Here is a 14,397-nt window from a genome sequence, read left to right as displayed (position 1 = left end):
TATTGAGGACGCCATGACCACATCTGCTGAACTGTTTGAGCTTGCTAGCCGCCATATTCCAGGTGGCGTAAATTCGCCGGTACGTGCGTTTAAAGGCCTGCACCGTCCGCCGGTATTTATGGAGCGCGCCCAGGGCGCTTATCTGTTTGATGTGGAAGGCAACCGCTACGTGGACTATGTAGGTTCCTGGGGCCCAATGATTACCGGTCATGCGGACCAGGATGTGTTGGCAGCGGTACGTGCTCGTTTGGACAACGGTCTCTCGTTTGGTACCCCGACCGCGGTGGAAACCACCATGGCAGACCTGATCTGCGAAATGATCCCCACCATGGAAATGGTGCGCATGACCAGCTCCGGTACGGAAGCCACCATGTCGGCGATCCGCTTGGCACGCGGCACCACCGGGCGCGACAAGATCGTTAAGTTTGAAGGTAACTATCACGGCCATTCAGATTCGTTGCTGGTAAAAGCGGGCTCTGGCGCGCTCACCCATGGCGAACCTAGCTCGCCAGGTGTTCCCGCGTCACTTGCCGAGCACACCATTACGCTCTCCTATAACGATATTGAAGGCGTTGAGGCGTGCTTTGCTGAAATCGGTGACCAGATTGCCTGCATTATTGTTGAACCTGTTGCAGGTAACATGAACTGTATTCCTCCCCAGCCGGGCTTTTTGGAAACGCTGCGCCGGGTGTGTAACGAGCATGAAAGCATTCTGATTTTCGATGAAGTCATGACCGGATTCCGCGTTGCGCTGGGCGGGGCTCAGGCGCATTACGGCATTACGCCTGATTTAACGTGCTTGGGTAAGATTGTTGGTGGTGGTATGCCAGTCGGTGCGTTTGGCGGTAAGCGCGAGATTATGCAAAATATCTCCCCCATGGGGCCGGTTTATCAGGCAGGTACGCTGTCAGGTAACCCCTTGGCGATGGCGGCCGGTGTTGCGTTATTGACTAAACTCCAGGTCCCTGGCTTCCATGATGCGCTTTCTCAACGGGTTGAAACACTTTGCAGCGGCCTGAAAGAACGCGCTAATGCCGCCGGTGTCTCCATGATGACGCAATCAGCGGGGGGCATGTTTGGGCTGTTTTTCACCTCTCAACGCCGTGTGGATAACTTCGCCCAGGCAACCGCATGTGACCCCGAGGCGTTTCGCCGCTTCTTTGGCGCGATGCTGGATCACGGTGTTTACCTGGCACCTTCAGCGTTTGAGGCAGGCTTTATGTCGAGCGCTCATACGCCTGAGGATATCCAATTTACGCTGGATGCTGCAGAAAAAGCCTTTAGTATTATGTAACTCAATGTAACGGAAAGGTGTTGCTCTGCTAAACTATAAAGCCGCTCATGCCGAGCGGCTTTATCGTTAGTGAGGTCGCTATCATGCAACAACAATTATCGACTCTTCCAAAGGTTTTCATAGCGGTGTTTGCTATGGGACTCTCCGTTAGTACCTTTGCCTCTGAGGAGCAGAGCATGAGCCAGATCCATATTGCGATGGGAGGAACGCCTGGTGCTGAGTTCTCCGCACATTGGCGCATCACTCACGATGGTCAAACTATCGAGCATATTGAAGAGCACGCTACGGTGCCCAAAGAGTATACGTTTATCGGGTCGTCGCTTGAGGGTACGGTGACATTATTAAGTGATAGCCAGCGCCTGGATGTGGATATTCAGAAAGGCGGCAACCGCTCGCGCTCATCTACCCAAGGACTAGGGTCAACGGTAACGGTCGGGGTTCGTTAACCCGTTTTAAGGTATTTTCTATAAATATTAAAAAACCGCCCCGGGTGGGACGGTTTGTATGCGTACGCCCTATGCTTAATGGCCTTGGCTTACTGTATTAAGGTTGCCATGGCCATAAGTCACGATGCTAGAGGTATGAGCACCGCCCCAGAAAGCACCGCTTTGGGTAACGTTATGCACGTTACCGTTGCCTTGGGTATTGATATAGGAGTCATGTCCACGGCCAGACTGCATGACATCATGAGTATTGTTGTTGCCACTGGCTAAAATGGTGCTTTCAAGTGAGTTACCATTCTGGCTAACGTTGGCCACATTATGATGACCGTTTAGGTGAGCGTAGCTATCGTTATCGTTGCCAATCTGAGTAATGGTTGCTTCATTGAAGCTGCCGATTTCTTCAACGACGGACTTGTTCTCAAAACCTTCCTGAGTAATGGTCGCTTCATTGCCGTACCCCTGCTGGTAGGCATAGCTATCGTTAAATAGGCCATCCTGAGCCACACTGACGTCATTGGAAAGGCCAGTTTGCGTTGTCACAGAAATATTTGCAAAACCTTCCTGATCAACGGTCGCTTCATTGTTGTAACCTTGCTGGTAGGCATAGCTATCGTTAAGACGGCCATTCTGAGTCGCACTGACGTTATTGGAAATACCAGTTTGCGTTGTCACAGAAACGTTTTTAGAACCGTCCTGGTCAACGGCTGCATCGTTACTAATGCCCTCCTGGTATACGGTTGAGCTGTTCCTCGCACCTAATTGAGTAACGCCTGCCGAGTTTCCGCCACCAACCTGGTCAATATCCGAGTTGTTCTGGCCAGGCAGCGTTGTTGCCACTCCTGAAATATCATCTTGTGAAACGGTAGTGGCGTTACCACGACCTTCTTGATACACACGTGAGGTTTGCGTGCCCCACTGGGTGATAGCGTTGGTATTGCGATCACCATCCTGGTAAATAGTTGAGTCACTGCCTGCAAACTGTGCGAAAGCAGCCGTGCTCATAGCAAAGGCAACGGCGGCAGCGATCGTTGTGATTTGGATTTTCATGATGTTTCCCCATCCTGTTATGCTTGCTTTGGTTGTTACTGAGACAACAGAAGTATTGCTCAGTAGGTTTCGACGGTGACTGGTCGTGTATAGCCAGAGAATGCTTGCTGTTCTATGCCTATGCTGCGATAGCCACTCCCCGATTGTGAAACGTGTATATCGCTTCTTAATCCTGTCTGGGAAACATACGTTGCCTGTTCTTGCTGGCTCCCGGACTGGCTTATTTGGGTGTTGTGATAATTACCGTCTTGAAGAATAACGCCGTAATTTCTAGCACCAACTTGAGTGATTGAGGCCGTGTTCTTATTACCGTATTGGCTGATATGCGAGAAGTTACCGGCCTGGTAAGCAGCAGAGTAAGATTGTTTAACCGTTGCCCTGTTGTTATTACCTATCTGAGAAATAATGCTGTAGTTACCCTGGTAGGCGTGTGGGTCAACCTGATTAAAATATTGCTCAATACGGTTTGTGTCCGCACTAGCATGCCCTGTAACGAATAAAAGTACCGTCATTAACAAAACAGTATTAACGTTTACTTTTTGAAGTAACGCTGAGAGATAATGAATGCTAGTTAGTGTGCGGATCATTTTTTTAAGCTCTCAATGTTGGTATGATTTTATCCTGGTACATTGAGTTTGGGCTTTTTTAAATTTTCTGCCATCCATCTTTTTGTTATTTAAGCGATGTGTTTGTTAGTGCTTTTCTATGCATTATTGATTAACTTTCTCATACGTTTAAATAGCAGGTTGTTTTAGCTATAAAAAAATCGGCTTAGCGTAAGCTAAGCCGATTGCGCTGAACCTTCCAGTCATAGGAGACAGTCTTTATGGAGACCGTTTTTACGGGGATAGCCTTTATGGAGAACGTTTTTTATAGTGCTGGAGTCGGCGCAGTTAAGTAGTCAGATAAAATAGTTTCCCGGAAGTTTACGCCGTTTGAGAGGTTCCAAAGGCTATTCTCAACGCCACGAGCTACTAAATGAATAACGGCAGATTCAATGGCCGACATGACCGCTAATTGAACAGGTTCATTTGTGGTAATGCCTGCTTCAGCTTCTAATAAGCGTCGGAAATCAATAAATCGATAGATACCCGCTCTTAACTCTTTGGAGTAGATGGTTTTTGTTGTAGTGACGTTAGCGAGTACTTCACCTGTCGATATCTCGACGGCTCGCAAGTTAACCGTTACCTGGTCAACCTGATACTGTCCTGAGGCACCGATACCAAAGTACTCAGCGCCAGCTCCCCCTGTTCGCACGTTGGATTCATACGCAATAATGCCGCCTTCCAGCATTACCGAGGCCGCGCGTAGTGAAGGAAGCGAATCGGGTTGGCCAAAGCGCTCAAATTCTGCACGAATGATGCGCCGCTCAGTAAGCAGGTTTTGTAATCCCACCCGCTCAAGGGGGATAAACCAGCCCGAGTCGGCCAGCGCACCGGTTAGCATTGCCGCTGCACCTTGGGTAACCGCTGTTGAAAACGTGCTGGCTGGGGCAGGCCGATATTGCCCGGTTTGATCTCTAAAATCATACACCGATACAAAAATTTTGCCGGCAGGTGGTGGCAAGGAAATGAGATCCTGATAGGTTACCCCTCGGGGCGTAAGCGTAGCCTCAGCGCCTTCTAAATTTTCAGAGTTTGCGACCATGCCCGCACATCCGCTGAGCAGCGCAAGCATTATAAGTGAAGCAATGAATTTCATGATGTTCCCCTGACAGCATCTAGGATATGGGAGAGGCTTTTAAGGCCTTATTGGTTTTTGGTTATTAAGTTTCGTGACGGGGGCAGGCTCAATGGTTAAGGGTTAAACAAGCCACCAACACTGATATTCGTCACATCACCGGTCACTTTATCAATCACGCGTACAATCAATTGCCCGCCTTCATCGCGTACAACCACACTAAATTCACCGCTGTCAAAAGATCCTTCACCGACATCGCCGGCGCCAACATCTGAAATAAGTTGAGAGATCAAACGACTCTCCAGGTTTTGAATAAGCCGTTCGGTGGAGGAAATGGGTTCTATGCTTCTTGAGTCCGGGTCTTTATTGGTATCTTGCGATTGAGCTTTACTCAATAGATAGCTGCCCATAAAGGGGTCACCACCAAAAGAGGGGTTCAGGGGGCGATAAACCAATTCACCTGCAGAGGCCGCTGACGCTATCAGCGTGCCCAGCGCGATGGCCAGCAACGTGTGTTGGGTGGTTTTTATAGCGTTCATTAACGTATCTCCTCTCTTCCCAGGTCTTTGTCGGAAGTTAACGCTGACGCTATTTATTGGCGTAGCAGCGCTTCTTCGACGATTTGTACGGCTTCTCCTGCGGCGCGACCCGCTTCATTGATTCTTGGAGAAAGCTGTGTGCGAAAATACATACGATTTCCATCCATCACCCATATTTGGCTGCCCCAGCGAGCATCAGGTCGTTCCTGGATTGTGATGGTGGCATTGCCAATAATCAGGTTGTCCATAGCGCGCTGGCTAAAGGCTCGGTAAAATGTCTTCCCTGCCATGGTAATCGTGCGGTCTACCATCACCCCGGTCAGCTCGCTGCTGGCGTTTTTAACACTTTCTATTTCAGGCCCATCGGGACTCGATAATTGATTAATAGAATCAATTTCTTTTTGCTCGTTTAATCGCTCAACCTCTTCCTGGGAGAGTGTTTCACTGGCCATTAGTGGCGATAAAGAAAACAGTAGAAGTACGCAGAGTGGTGTTAAACAACGACGAAATAACATCACGATATAACCTCAAGCTAGTTGTACTATTAGTTTTTGAGCCCACGGGGTTTATCAATAGCCGGAAGAATAGGGCCCAGATTTTGATGAATCCAGTTCAAAGCCTGTATACGGTTATGCACATTTATCTTGCGAAAGATGTTATAAAGATGTGACTTAACCGTATGCTCACTAACAAATAGTCGATCAGCAATTTGTTGATTAGAAGAGCCTGCTTTTAGTAACGAAATAATTTCAATTTCTCGGTTTGTTAGTCCGCAAGTAGGTCTAAACGCGTTGTTCTGTGATTTACGATAAAAAAGAATTAGCCGAGCCATTAATTCACGCGACATCCATAGCTCACCATCGAGCAAGGCGTGAACGCCTTTGCAGATAATCTCCAGGCTCTGTTCACGATAAAAAACGCCTTTTAAATGAGCACAGGAAAGTGCCTCTAACGCATGGTTCATGTTGCGAATATTGAACGCGGCAAGCGTCGCTTTTGATAGCGCTTCAGGTAGCTGGTCCTGCCATTCAGGTAGTGCATCACTAGTGATGTGATCGCTATCGATGAGAAGCAGTAGCTTTCCTGATGTATCCGCAGACAGGGCCGAATGACGCGAGTAAATGCTCACCTGATAGCCGGTGCGTTTATTTAAGTATTCAGCAAAAAGCTGAGATTGAGGACTCTGCTCGGTCAGGATATACACCAAGTCGGAGGACGGTTCCCTTTTCATGTTAAGCCCTTTGGTAAGGAGGAGTGAGCTAACGACGAAATAAGTGTTGTCTATAAGTGTAGTTTCGTAAAGTTTTGTTACTAGTATTTTTTTAAAACAACTCGCCCCCTTTAAGGTGTAAAACGGTGGATTTAATATAAATATATGTTTTTAATGATGTAATAAATAAAGCGACGTTGTTTGTTAATCAAATCATTATGTACATTTGGTAACATTTTGCTAGCCATAGTATGATTTTGTTAGGCGTACACTTACAGACTGACGTTTGGAGAAAATGTGATGGTCACGGTAAATACCCTTGTTCTAGCAAGCGGCAATGCGGGAAAACTTAAAGAATTCAATCAACTGCTGGCCCCACTGGGGCTGGATGTTCGCCCACAGGCAGATTTTGGCGTATATGATGTCGAAGAAACGGGGTTAACCTTTGTTGAAAATGCCCTTTTAAAAGCGCGTGAGGCGAGCCGGGTTAGCGGCTTACCGGCGCTTGCTGATGACTCCGGCCTTGAGGTTGATGCGCTTTCAGGGGCGCCGGGGATTTACTCCGCACGCTACGCTGGTGAGCCGAAAAGCGATCAGCGTAACAATGAAAAACTATTGGCAGCGCTTAATGACTGTGCAGAAGGTCAGCGCACCGGGCGCTACTGGTGCGTGCTGGTGTATTTGCGCCATCCTGCTGATCCGGTACCGGTTATTGTTCAGCACAGCTGGGAAGGGGAGTTACTTGCTTATCCACGCGGAGAGGGTGGCTTTGGCTATGACCCGCTGTTCTGGCTACCCGACCAGGGCATGAGCGTGGCGGAATTACCCAGTGACTTAAAAAATCGGCTAAGCCACCGTGGGCGGGCGCTTCAAGGGTTGGTTGATATACTTAAGGTGGCACATGGCTAAGCCATTACCTCCGTTATCGCTCTATATTCATACGCCCTGGTGCGTACGCAAGTGCCCTTATTGTGACTTCAACTCTCATGAACCTAACGGTGATTTACCCGAAGCGGCTTATTTAAAAGCACTGCTTCATGATCTGGATGGCGACCTGGCGTTAGCCGCTGAGCGTCAGATTCAGACCATCTTTATTGGTGGCGGTACGCCAAGCCTGATGTCACCCGCGTTCTTTGAACGGCTGTTTAATGGAATACGCCAACGCTTACCCTTCGCGCCCAATATAGAAATCACCATGGAGGCGAATCCTGGTACCACCGAGCAGGCACGCTTTACGGGCTACCGCGAGGCGGGCATCAATCGTCTCTCGTTGGGTATTCAAAGCTTTCAGCCCGCTCAGTTGAAGGCTTTGGGGCGTATTCACGGCGGTGAAGAGGCTATTACTGCGGTAGGCCAGGCGCGTGCGGCGGGGTTTGATAATATTAATATCGACCTGATGCATGGCTTGCCTGGCCAGACGCCCTCCCTGGCGCTTGATGATATTGACCAGGCGCTTGCGCTGTCACCGGATCATCTCTCCTGGTATCAGCTAACCCTTGAGCCGAATACCGCGTTTCATTCACAGCCACCTGTTCTGCCTGAAGAGGAGGCGCTTTGGGATATTCAGGAGCTTGGCCATCAGCGATTGGAGCAGGCGGGCTTTGAACGCTACGAAATTTCAGCCTATGCAAAACCTGGTAAGCAGAGCCGGCATAATCTCAACTATTGGCAGTTTGGCGACTATCTGGGCATTGGCGCCGGGGCACACGGCAAACTGACGACGATTGACCCGCAAGGGCAGTGGCATATTGAACGGCGCTGGAAAACGCGCCAGCCGGATGCTTACTTACGGCGTGATAATGACCCACGCGGTTTTGTGGCGGGCAAGCAGCCTATCGCGGCGGACGAGCTGCCGCTTGAGTTTTCCATGAATGCGCTTCGCTTAACCGAAGGGGTTGCCATGCATGCCTGGTCGGCGCATACCGGCCAGCCGCAGGAAGCACTGCTGGCACGTTTACACACGGCCGCCAAAAAAGGACTTTTGATGGAAATGCCCGAAAAGCTGCGTGCATCGCCTCAAGGTCTATTATTCTTGAATGAGTTGCTGGCCTTTATCAGCGACGAATAATTCAAGCGCAAAAATATACAAGGAGTGAGTGATGCGTATTTCTCGACTACTGACCCCGTTGGCTGCTGCGATCTTAGTGGCGGGCTGTGCCACCTCTGACCCTTATGGTGGCCAGACACAACGTTCATCGACTGGCATGGGAACAGGGATTGGCGCGGCGGTAGGCGCTGCTGCGGGTGCACTTTCGGGTAGCGGAAGTACCAGCCGTCGTGACCGTGCCTTGATTGGTGCTGCCGTGGGCGCTGCTGCGGGTGCCGGTATTGGCGCTTACATGGACCGTCAGGAACAGCAGCTTCGCCAGAACCTGGAGGGCTCGCGCATTGAAATCGACCGTCGCGGCGACGACATCGTACTGAATATGCCCAGCAGCGTGACGTTCGGGTTTGACTCCTCAGATCTAACCGGCGATGCGCGCAGTGCGCTTAATGAAGTGGCTAACGTGCTCAAGCAGTATACCGATACGCGGGTTAATATTGCCGGCTTCACCGACAGCACCGGGGATGCCAGCTACAACCAGCGTCTCTCAGAGCGCCGAGCTCAGTCAGTGGGCAACTACTTAAGTCAAAACGGGGTATCCTCCTCGCGTCTTAACACCATGGGATACGGCGCTAACCAGCCGGTTGCCAGCAACGATACCGAGCAGGGCCGGGCGCAAAACCGCCGGGTTGAAATCACCCTGACGCCAATCGGTAACGGCCAGGGTTAAGTAAGACATAACTCCCCCGCGCATTACCGTTTAAAGCCCGCTATGATCCCATAGCGGGCTTTTTTCGTTCACTTATCTGCGAGTTACCATGCTGTCTTATCAACACGCCTATCACGCCGGTAATTTTGCCGATGTACACAAACACTTGACGCTCTACACCGTCGTTGATTATTTATTACGTAAAAAAACACCTGTTACATATATAGATACGCATGCGGGAAGAGGGCTATATCCGTTAGCCACCAAAGAGACGCAGCGGCTTCAGGAGTACCGTGAGGGCATTTGGCCGCTATGGCACGAACGCGAGGTACTCACCGACCCGTTACTCTGTGATTGGTTAAATGCTGTCACCAGCGTTCAGCCCAGTACTCGTGCGTTAACGCACTATCCCGGCTCCCCGTGGTGGCTAAGCCAATCATTGCGCGAGCACGATAAGCTGCGCCTTTTTGAGCTTCATCCGGGTGAGCATGAGCACTTGAACACGCAGTCGCTTCCTCCTCAGGCAAAACGTATTTATGGCGATGGTTTAGCGGGTTTAACGGCCATGCTGCCGGTGTCTACCCCGCGGCTCTGTGTACTGATTGACCCTAGTTTTGAGCGTAAAGCGGAGTACCAGGAAGTGGTTGATACGGCAATATACACGCTTGAAAAGGCGCGCCACGCCATACTACTGATTTGGTACCCCCTGCTACCCGCCGGGCATCATCACGCGTTATTGGACGGGCTAAAGGCAAGCGGTATTCGCAAAATATGGCGCAGCGAGCTTTTGCTGCGTGCGCCGGGTGAGCAAACGCACGGTATGTACGGTAGCGGTATGTTGGTCGTTAACCCGCCCTGGGGGCTTGATGAGCGCCTGAAGACCGCAATGGCAGAGGTAACCCGTTGCCTTGGAAGTGAAAGCCGCGTTGAGGCGCAGTGGTGGGTTGAGGAGTAGCCAGGCACAAAAACGTTGAGTGAAAGCCGCTCGCTAGATGATCTCTAGCGTGGTTTTAACACGCTCCAGTACCACCACTATTCTAAACCATTTGACGTTAGGATTACGGTGGCACAACAGCGCCGCCCCGCTGATCCATAAAGTGAGCGTATTACTTGCCGATGCAGAAACTGCCAAAAATCTCGCCCAGCAAGTCATCAGCGCTAAACTCGCCGGTAATTTCACTCAGCGCTTGCTGCGCGTCGCGAAGGTCTTCGGCCAGCAGTTCTCCAGCGCCGTAGCCATCCAATTGGGCACGGCCGGTATCAAGCGCTGCCATTGCCCGGTCGAGGGCATCCAGGTGACGCCGACGTGCGGAGAAGCGTCCTTCGGTGGTCGCCGCAAAGCCCATCACGGTTTTCAAATGGTTTTTTAGGTTATCCACACCCGCACCGGTTTTGGCCGAAAGGCGAAGCGTGGGCGTGGCTGTGGATAAATCAATTCCAGCCTGCTCAGCGCTGGTATCGATTTTGTTACGTACCAACGTTAAACGGCTTTGATCGGGAAGGCGGGCAACAAACTCGGGCCAGATCATCATGGGGTCGGTCGCCTCGGTGGTAGAGGCGTCCACCAACAGCAGTACCCGGTCGGCTTTCTCAATCTCGGCCCAGGCGCGGGCGACACCGATTTTTTCAACGGCGTCCGGGGTATCACGCAAGCCCGCTGTATCAATAATGTGCAGCGGCATGCCATCAATATGGATGTGCTCACGCAGCACGTCCCGCGTGGTGCCTGCAATATCGGTCACAATGGCGGTCTCTTGTTCGGTCAACGCGTTAAGCAGGCTGGACTTACCCGCATTGGGGCGACCGGCAATGACCACGTTCATGCCTTCGCGTAACAGCGCCCCTTGGCCGGCGGCTTTGCGCACGTCGCTGAGTGCTTGCTGAACACTTTCCAAACGCTGGGCGACATGACCATCCGCCAGGAAGTCGATCTCCTCTTCAGGGAAGTCGATGGCGGCTTCTACATAGACACGCAGCTCGATAAGCCGCTCAACCAGATGGGAGACGCGGGTAGAAAACTCGCCCTGCAGTGAGCGCACGGCATTTTCCGCCGCTGAACGCGAGGTGGCATCAATCAAGTCGGCAATCGCTTCGGCTTGGGCAAGGTCGAGCTTGTCATTGAGAAAGGCCCGCTCGGAGAACTCACCAGGCCGCGCCAACCGCGCGCCCAAGGCCACACAACGCTCAAGCAGCATGTCCATGATAATGGGGCCACCGTGCCCCTGTAGCTCCAGCACATCTTCGCCAGTAAAGGAGTGAGGGCCGTTGAACAGCAGGGCGATGCCTTCGTCAATAATGCTATCAGCGCCCTTAAAGGGGCCGTGATAGGCATGCCGAGGCGCCGGGCAGTGGCCGAGTATGGACGCTGCAATATCGCGACAGGCAGGCCCTGAGACGCGAATAATCCCTACGCCGCCACGCCCAGGCGGTGTCGCCAGAGCAGTAATCGTATCCTGGGTATAAAGTCGTTCAGCCATGGCGCGCCTCATTAATGGATGCGTACATTGTGAATTTGTCGTCTCTAAAACGCCAGACCCCCGCACGAGGGCGGGGGTCTGGGAGCGTGGTTAACAAGGATTACTTGGTTCGCATTCCTTTACCCACACTGGGGTCTTTTTCGATACTACGCGTAATAAAGTACTGTTGCGCGACCGAAATGATGTTGTTGGTTACCCAGTAGATGACCAGACCCGCCGGGAACCACAGGAAGAAGAAGGTGAAGATAATCGGCAGCATCTTCATGATCTTCGCCTGCATGGGGTCCGGAGGTGTTGGGTTCAGCAGCTGCTGAACATACATGGATATACCCATCAGTATTGGCAGGATGAAGTAAGGATCCTTCACCGATAGATCGTGAATCCAGAAGATAAACGGCGCATGGCGCAGCTCTACCGACTCCAGCAACATCCAGTAAAGCGCGATAAACACCGGCATCTGTATGACGATGGGTAAGCAGCCACCTAAAGGATTGATCTTCTCCTTTTGGTAGAATTTCATCATCTCTTGAGACATTTTCTGACGATCATCGCCATAGGTCTCTTTAAGACGCTGCATTTCCGGGCCCAGTTTCCGCATGCGTGCCATTGACTTATAAGCCTTGGCAGACAGCGGGAAGAGCACCAGCTTAACCACAACCGTCAGCAGAACAATTGACCAGCCCCAGTTGCCCACGATGTCGTGGATCTTATCCAGCAACCAGAACAGCGGGTTGGCAATAAACCATAACCAGCCATAGTCAACGGTCAGGCGCAGGTTGGGTGCCACTTGCTCAAGGTGATCCTGAACCTTGGGACCCATGTAGAGCGTGGCGCCCAGTGTCGCTTCACCTTCCGCCGCAATGTTGCTGGTGGGGCCTGCAAACGCCACCACGTTACGGTCACTTGAGTCAGTGGTGACGTAGTAAAGGTTTTGTTGGTCTTGGGGCGGTGCCCAGGCAGAAACAAAGTAGTGCTGGATAAGCGCAATCCAGCCGCCCTGGGCTTCACGATTTTCAAAGTTACGGTTTTGAATGTCTTCAAAATCGATCTTTTCATAACGTTCGTCTGGCGTTGAGTACGCTGCCCCAATATAGGAGTTCATACCCATGGCAACGCCGCTTGACGGGTCAGGGCTGTTATCACGCGCTAATTGGCCAATAAAACGAGCACTTACCGGCGCATCGGTATTATTGGCAATATAGTAATCAACATTGACCGCGTAATTTCCACGTTCGAATGTAAGACGCTTGATAATATCAACGCCGTTAACGTCTGCCCGTAAATCAACGACCAGCTGGTCATCATCATCTGCCAGACGATAGGCATTGCTTTCCGGGGTAAATTCAATACGACTTGCTTGCCCATCCAGCTGTAGGCCGGAACGTGCAACATAGCTACGCGTTGAATTATCCGAGAGCAACACATAGTTGCGTTCAGTATCCAGCGTCATTTTATGCTGAGGTAACGCAGCATAAATAATGTCGCCGCCGTGCGGGTCAATGCGCACGTCGAGAACATCGGTAGCCACTGCAATAAAGTCACGGCTAGATGTTTCGCTTTCAGTATTGCTTGCCAGCCCGTCGTCTACCGCACTGTTGGGTGCCGACGTTGACGGAACCGTCAGGTCGTTACTGCTTTCAGCATTGGCTGAGGGGGCGTCACTACTGCTTTGCGTAATTTCAGGCGTCGAGTCGTAATCTGTCGGCCCATAATCCTGATTCCACTGGATCACCAGTAGATAGGCAAGTACTGCCATTGGAATCAGTAAGAGAAGTCGTTTTACGTCCATGAGGGTTCTGCCCGCTGGGTGATGAACATGCTAATGGCGCAGTGTCATTTACTCGACCCATGACACACGAAAGCCTGCCAAGCGGCAGGCCGAGGTCGAGCGGCGAGGTGTGTCGTCAAGTGTCACGTGTTACGCCATCAAGCGGTGGTGCAATTGATAGCGTTTGCGCGTCACGCTGAAGGCGTTTCCACATACCATGCAACTGCCGACTAAGCGTTTCATTGTCGATATCCTGCACACCGCGCTTGGCTAATATCACAATATCCATGGAGGGAAGGTGATCCTGGCGAAGCCTGGCGGACTCTCGGACTAGACGCTTAAAGCGGTTGCGATCTACAGCGCGCTTTGCATTTTTCTTGCTGACAATTAGTCCAATGCGAGGATGCCCTCGGGTAGTCATGCGCGCTAACGCCATCATACCTTTGCCATGAACTTTAAGGTCAGCTTGTTCAAACACGTGACTAAAATCCCCAGCGTTTAAAAGACGCAAACGCCGGGGAAAGCCTTGAGGCGGCACACGCAATCCGAGATCAGGCGCTCAGACGCTTGCGGCCTTTCGCACGGCGGCGAGAGATAACGGCACGGCCGTTTTTGGTTGCCATGCGAGCACGGAAGCCATGCATGCGCTTGCGTTTGAGAACGCTGGGTTGAAAAGTGCGTTTCATAACTCGTAATTCCCACGTGGTTTAGGACGGATGTGAATCCAAAAGACCCGGCCCAGTGAGGAAACTAGCCGGGGAGTTTCAATTCAAGACCGGAAATTGTAGAGGCTTCCCGCGCCGGGTGCAATTTTTCCTTGCATAAAAACCAACAAAAAGGCAGTGGGCATGGGGCCTGCCGGCTTTTTTACGCGAAAATCAAAACAGCTATTATTACTAATAAGGTTTTTAAATCTTGTTGTTATTAATAGTAGGGATACTATTTGTGGATAAGTGAATAATAAATAGGTTAATCAATATGATAAAATCATAAAAACAATGTGCATAAGTGTCGTATAAGCGGTCTATAAACTGTTGTTTTGATGTGTGTAGAGATGTGGGAAAACGCTAAAAACGGATCTGTCCCCACTCCATCAGCGGGTTGTCCCACGTGCTTACGATAAGTTGTCCACAGGCATAATTGTTAGCCAAACCCGTGTGGATAACCAAGCTTTAGAGCGCTACAA

At 51.0% G+C, this 14,397-nt stretch carries 16 protein-coding genes; 6 read left to right on the top strand and 10 right to left on the bottom strand.

Annotated elements, in window-relative coordinates:
- Positions 1–13 precede the first annotated feature (13 nt).
- Positions 14–1,294 (top strand): glutamate-1-semialdehyde 2,1-aminomutase, encoded by a 1,281-nt coding sequence (gene hemL / locus INT20_RS10540; protein WP_193056906.1) that lies wholly within the window; start codon positions 14–16, stop codon positions 1,292–1,294.
- Between the two features lie 176 nt (positions 1,295–1,470).
- Complete coding sequence (locus INT20_RS10535; protein WP_226912126.1) at positions 1,471–1,740, top strand: hypothetical protein; 270 nt, start codon at positions 1,471–1,473, stop codon at positions 1,738–1,740.
- Positions 1,741–1,815: 75 nt separating this feature from the next.
- On the opposite strand, the gene INT20_RS10530 is transcribed toward INT20_RS10535, so the two are convergent.
- The 6 genes from INT20_RS10530 to INT20_RS10505 all read right to left on the bottom strand — a co-directional run bounded on the left by INT20_RS10530 (position 1,816) and on the right by INT20_RS10505 (position 6,234).
- Complete coding sequence (locus tag INT20_RS10530) at positions 1,816–2,784, bottom strand: curlin subunit CsgB (protein ID WP_193056904.1); 969 nt, start codon at positions 2,782–2,784, stop codon at positions 1,816–1,818.
- Positions 2,785–2,843: 59 nt separating this feature from the next.
- A complete protein-coding gene (locus INT20_RS10525) occupies positions 2,844–3,371 on the bottom strand; it encodes a hypothetical protein (protein WP_193056903.1) in 528 nt (175 codons plus the stop codon).
- 283 nt (positions 3,372–3,654) lie between these two features.
- The gene (locus tag INT20_RS10520) at positions 3,655–4,485 is read right to left on the bottom strand and encodes a CsgG/HfaB family protein (protein WP_193056902.1); all 831 of its coding nucleotides are present in this window, start codon (positions 4,483–4,485) and stop codon (positions 3,655–3,657) included.
- Positions 4,486–4,580: 95 nt separating this feature from the next.
- On the bottom strand, positions 4,581–5,003 hold the full coding sequence (locus tag INT20_RS10515; RefSeq protein WP_193056901.1) for a curli assembly protein CsgF: 423 nt from the start codon (positions 5,001–5,003) through the stop codon (positions 4,581–4,583).
- A gap of 53 nt (positions 5,004–5,056) precedes the next feature.
- Positions 5,057–5,518 carry a CsgE family curli-type amyloid fiber assembly protein gene (locus INT20_RS10510; RefSeq protein WP_193056900.1) on the bottom strand — a complete coding sequence of 154 codons (462 nt, stop codon included), beginning with the start codon at positions 5,516–5,518 and terminating at the stop codon, positions 5,057–5,059.
- Positions 5,519–5,547: 29 nt separating this feature from the next.
- Positions 5,548–6,234, bottom strand: coding sequence for a LuxR C-terminal-related transcriptional regulator (locus INT20_RS10505; RefSeq protein WP_193056899.1), 687 nt, complete (start codon positions 6,232–6,234; stop codon positions 5,548–5,550).
- Positions 6,235–6,513: 279 nt separating this feature from the next.
- On the opposite strand from INT20_RS10505, the gene rdgB reads away from it, so the two are divergent.
- The 4 genes from rdgB (at position 6,514) to INT20_RS10485 (ending at position 9,921) form a co-directional block, all read left to right on the top strand.
- On the top strand, positions 6,514–7,122 hold the full coding sequence (gene rdgB / locus INT20_RS10500; RefSeq protein ID WP_193056898.1) for an RdgB/HAM1 family non-canonical purine NTP pyrophosphatase: 609 nt from the start codon (positions 6,514–6,516) through the stop codon (positions 7,120–7,122).
- Positions 7,115–8,281, top strand: coding sequence for a radical SAM family heme chaperone HemW (gene hemW / locus INT20_RS10495; RefSeq protein ID WP_193056897.1), 1,167 nt, complete (start codon positions 7,115–7,117; stop codon positions 8,279–8,281). Before rdgB ends, hemW begins: the two co-directional genes overlap by 8 nt.
- A 31-nt stretch (positions 8,282–8,312) precedes the next feature.
- The gene (locus tag INT20_RS10490) at positions 8,313–8,987 is read left to right on the top strand and encodes an OmpA family protein (RefSeq protein WP_192526767.1); all 675 of its coding nucleotides are present in this window, start codon (positions 8,313–8,315) and stop codon (positions 8,985–8,987) included.
- Positions 8,988–9,075: 88 nt separating this feature from the next.
- Positions 9,076–9,921, top strand: coding sequence for a 23S rRNA (adenine(2030)-N(6))-methyltransferase RlmJ (locus INT20_RS10485; protein WP_193056896.1), 846 nt, complete (start codon positions 9,076–9,078; stop codon positions 9,919–9,921).
- Positions 9,922–10,072: 151 nt separating this feature from the next.
- On the opposite strand, the gene mnmE is transcribed toward INT20_RS10485, so the two are convergent.
- The 4 genes from mnmE to rpmH form a co-directional block, all read right to left on the bottom strand.
- Positions 10,073–11,443, bottom strand: a complete 1,371-nt coding sequence (gene mnmE, locus INT20_RS10480) for a tRNA uridine-5-carboxymethylaminomethyl(34) synthesis GTPase MnmE (RefSeq protein ID WP_172118742.1) — start codon at positions 11,441–11,443, stop codon at positions 10,073–10,075.
- 100 nt (positions 11,444–11,543) lie between these two features.
- On the bottom strand, positions 11,544–13,232 hold the full coding sequence (gene yidC, locus INT20_RS10475) for a membrane protein insertase YidC (RefSeq protein ID WP_172118743.1): 1,689 nt from the start codon (positions 13,230–13,232) through the stop codon (positions 11,544–11,546).
- Between the two features lie 115 nt (positions 13,233–13,347).
- The gene (gene rnpA / locus INT20_RS10470; RefSeq protein ID WP_193056894.1) at positions 13,348–13,749 is read right to left on the bottom strand and encodes a ribonuclease P protein component; all 402 of its coding nucleotides are present in this window, start codon (positions 13,747–13,749) and stop codon (positions 13,348–13,350) included.
- Positions 13,750–13,762: 13 nt separating this feature from the next.
- Positions 13,763–13,897 carry a 50S ribosomal protein L34 gene (gene rpmH, locus INT20_RS10465; protein ID WP_172118745.1) on the bottom strand — a complete coding sequence of 45 codons (135 nt, stop codon included), beginning with the start codon at positions 13,895–13,897 and terminating at the stop codon, positions 13,763–13,765.
- Between the last annotated feature and the right edge of the window lie 500 nt (positions 13,898–14,397).

Origin of the sequence: Halomonas citrativorans, assembly GCF_014898005.1 — a bacterium.
GTDB classification, from domain to species: Bacteria; Pseudomonadota; Gammaproteobacteria; order Pseudomonadales; family Halomonadaceae; genus Vreelandella; species Vreelandella citrativorans.
Note: the sequence above shows the minus strand (reverse complement) of the source record. Positions and strands in the feature narration are given on the sequence as shown.

Excerpts from the sequence above, each read along its gene's own strand:
- hemL (WP_193056906.1), top strand. The coding sequence starts at position 14 with ATGACCACATCTGCTGAACTGTTTGAGCTTGCTAGCCGCCATATTCCA.
- INT20_RS10535 (WP_226912126.1), top strand. The coding sequence starts at position 1,471 with ATGAGCCAGATCCATATTGCGATGGGAGGAACGCCTGGTGCTGAGTTC.
- INT20_RS10530 (WP_193056904.1), bottom strand. The coding sequence starts at position 2,784 with ATGAAAATCCAAATCACAACGATCGCTGCCGCCGTTGCCTTTGCTATG.
- INT20_RS10525 (WP_193056903.1), bottom strand. The coding sequence starts at position 3,371 with ATGATCCGCACACTAACTAGCATTCATTATCTCTCAGCGTTACTTCAA.
- INT20_RS10520 (WP_193056902.1), bottom strand. The coding sequence starts at position 4,485 with ATGAAATTCATTGCTTCACTTATAATGCTTGCGCTGCTCAGCGGATGT.
- INT20_RS10515 (WP_193056901.1), bottom strand. The coding sequence starts at position 5,003 with ATGAACGCTATAAAAACCACCCAACACACGTTGCTGGCCATCGCGCTG.
- INT20_RS10510 (WP_193056900.1), bottom strand. The coding sequence starts at position 5,518 with ATGTTATTTCGTCGTTGTTTAACACCACTCTGCGTACTTCTACTGTTT.
- INT20_RS10505 (WP_193056899.1), bottom strand. The coding sequence starts at position 6,234 with ATGAAAAGGGAACCGTCCTCCGACTTGGTGTATATCCTGACCGAGCAG.
- rdgB (WP_193056898.1), top strand. The coding sequence starts at position 6,514 with ATGGTCACGGTAAATACCCTTGTTCTAGCAAGCGGCAATGCGGGAAAA.
- hemW (WP_193056897.1), top strand. The coding sequence starts at position 7,115 with ATGGCTAAGCCATTACCTCCGTTATCGCTCTATATTCATACGCCCTGG.
- INT20_RS10490 (WP_192526767.1), top strand. The coding sequence starts at position 8,313 with ATGCGTATTTCTCGACTACTGACCCCGTTGGCTGCTGCGATCTTAGTG.
- INT20_RS10485 (WP_193056896.1), top strand. The coding sequence starts at position 9,076 with ATGCTGTCTTATCAACACGCCTATCACGCCGGTAATTTTGCCGATGTA.
- mnmE (WP_172118742.1), bottom strand. The coding sequence starts at position 11,443 with ATGGCTGAACGACTTTATACCCAGGATACGATTACTGCTCTGGCGACA.
- yidC (WP_172118743.1), bottom strand. The coding sequence starts at position 13,232 with ATGGACGTAAAACGACTTCTCTTACTGATTCCAATGGCAGTACTTGCC.
- rpmH (WP_172118745.1), bottom strand. The coding sequence starts at position 13,897 with ATGAAACGCACTTTTCAACCCAGCGTTCTCAAACGCAAGCGCATGCAT.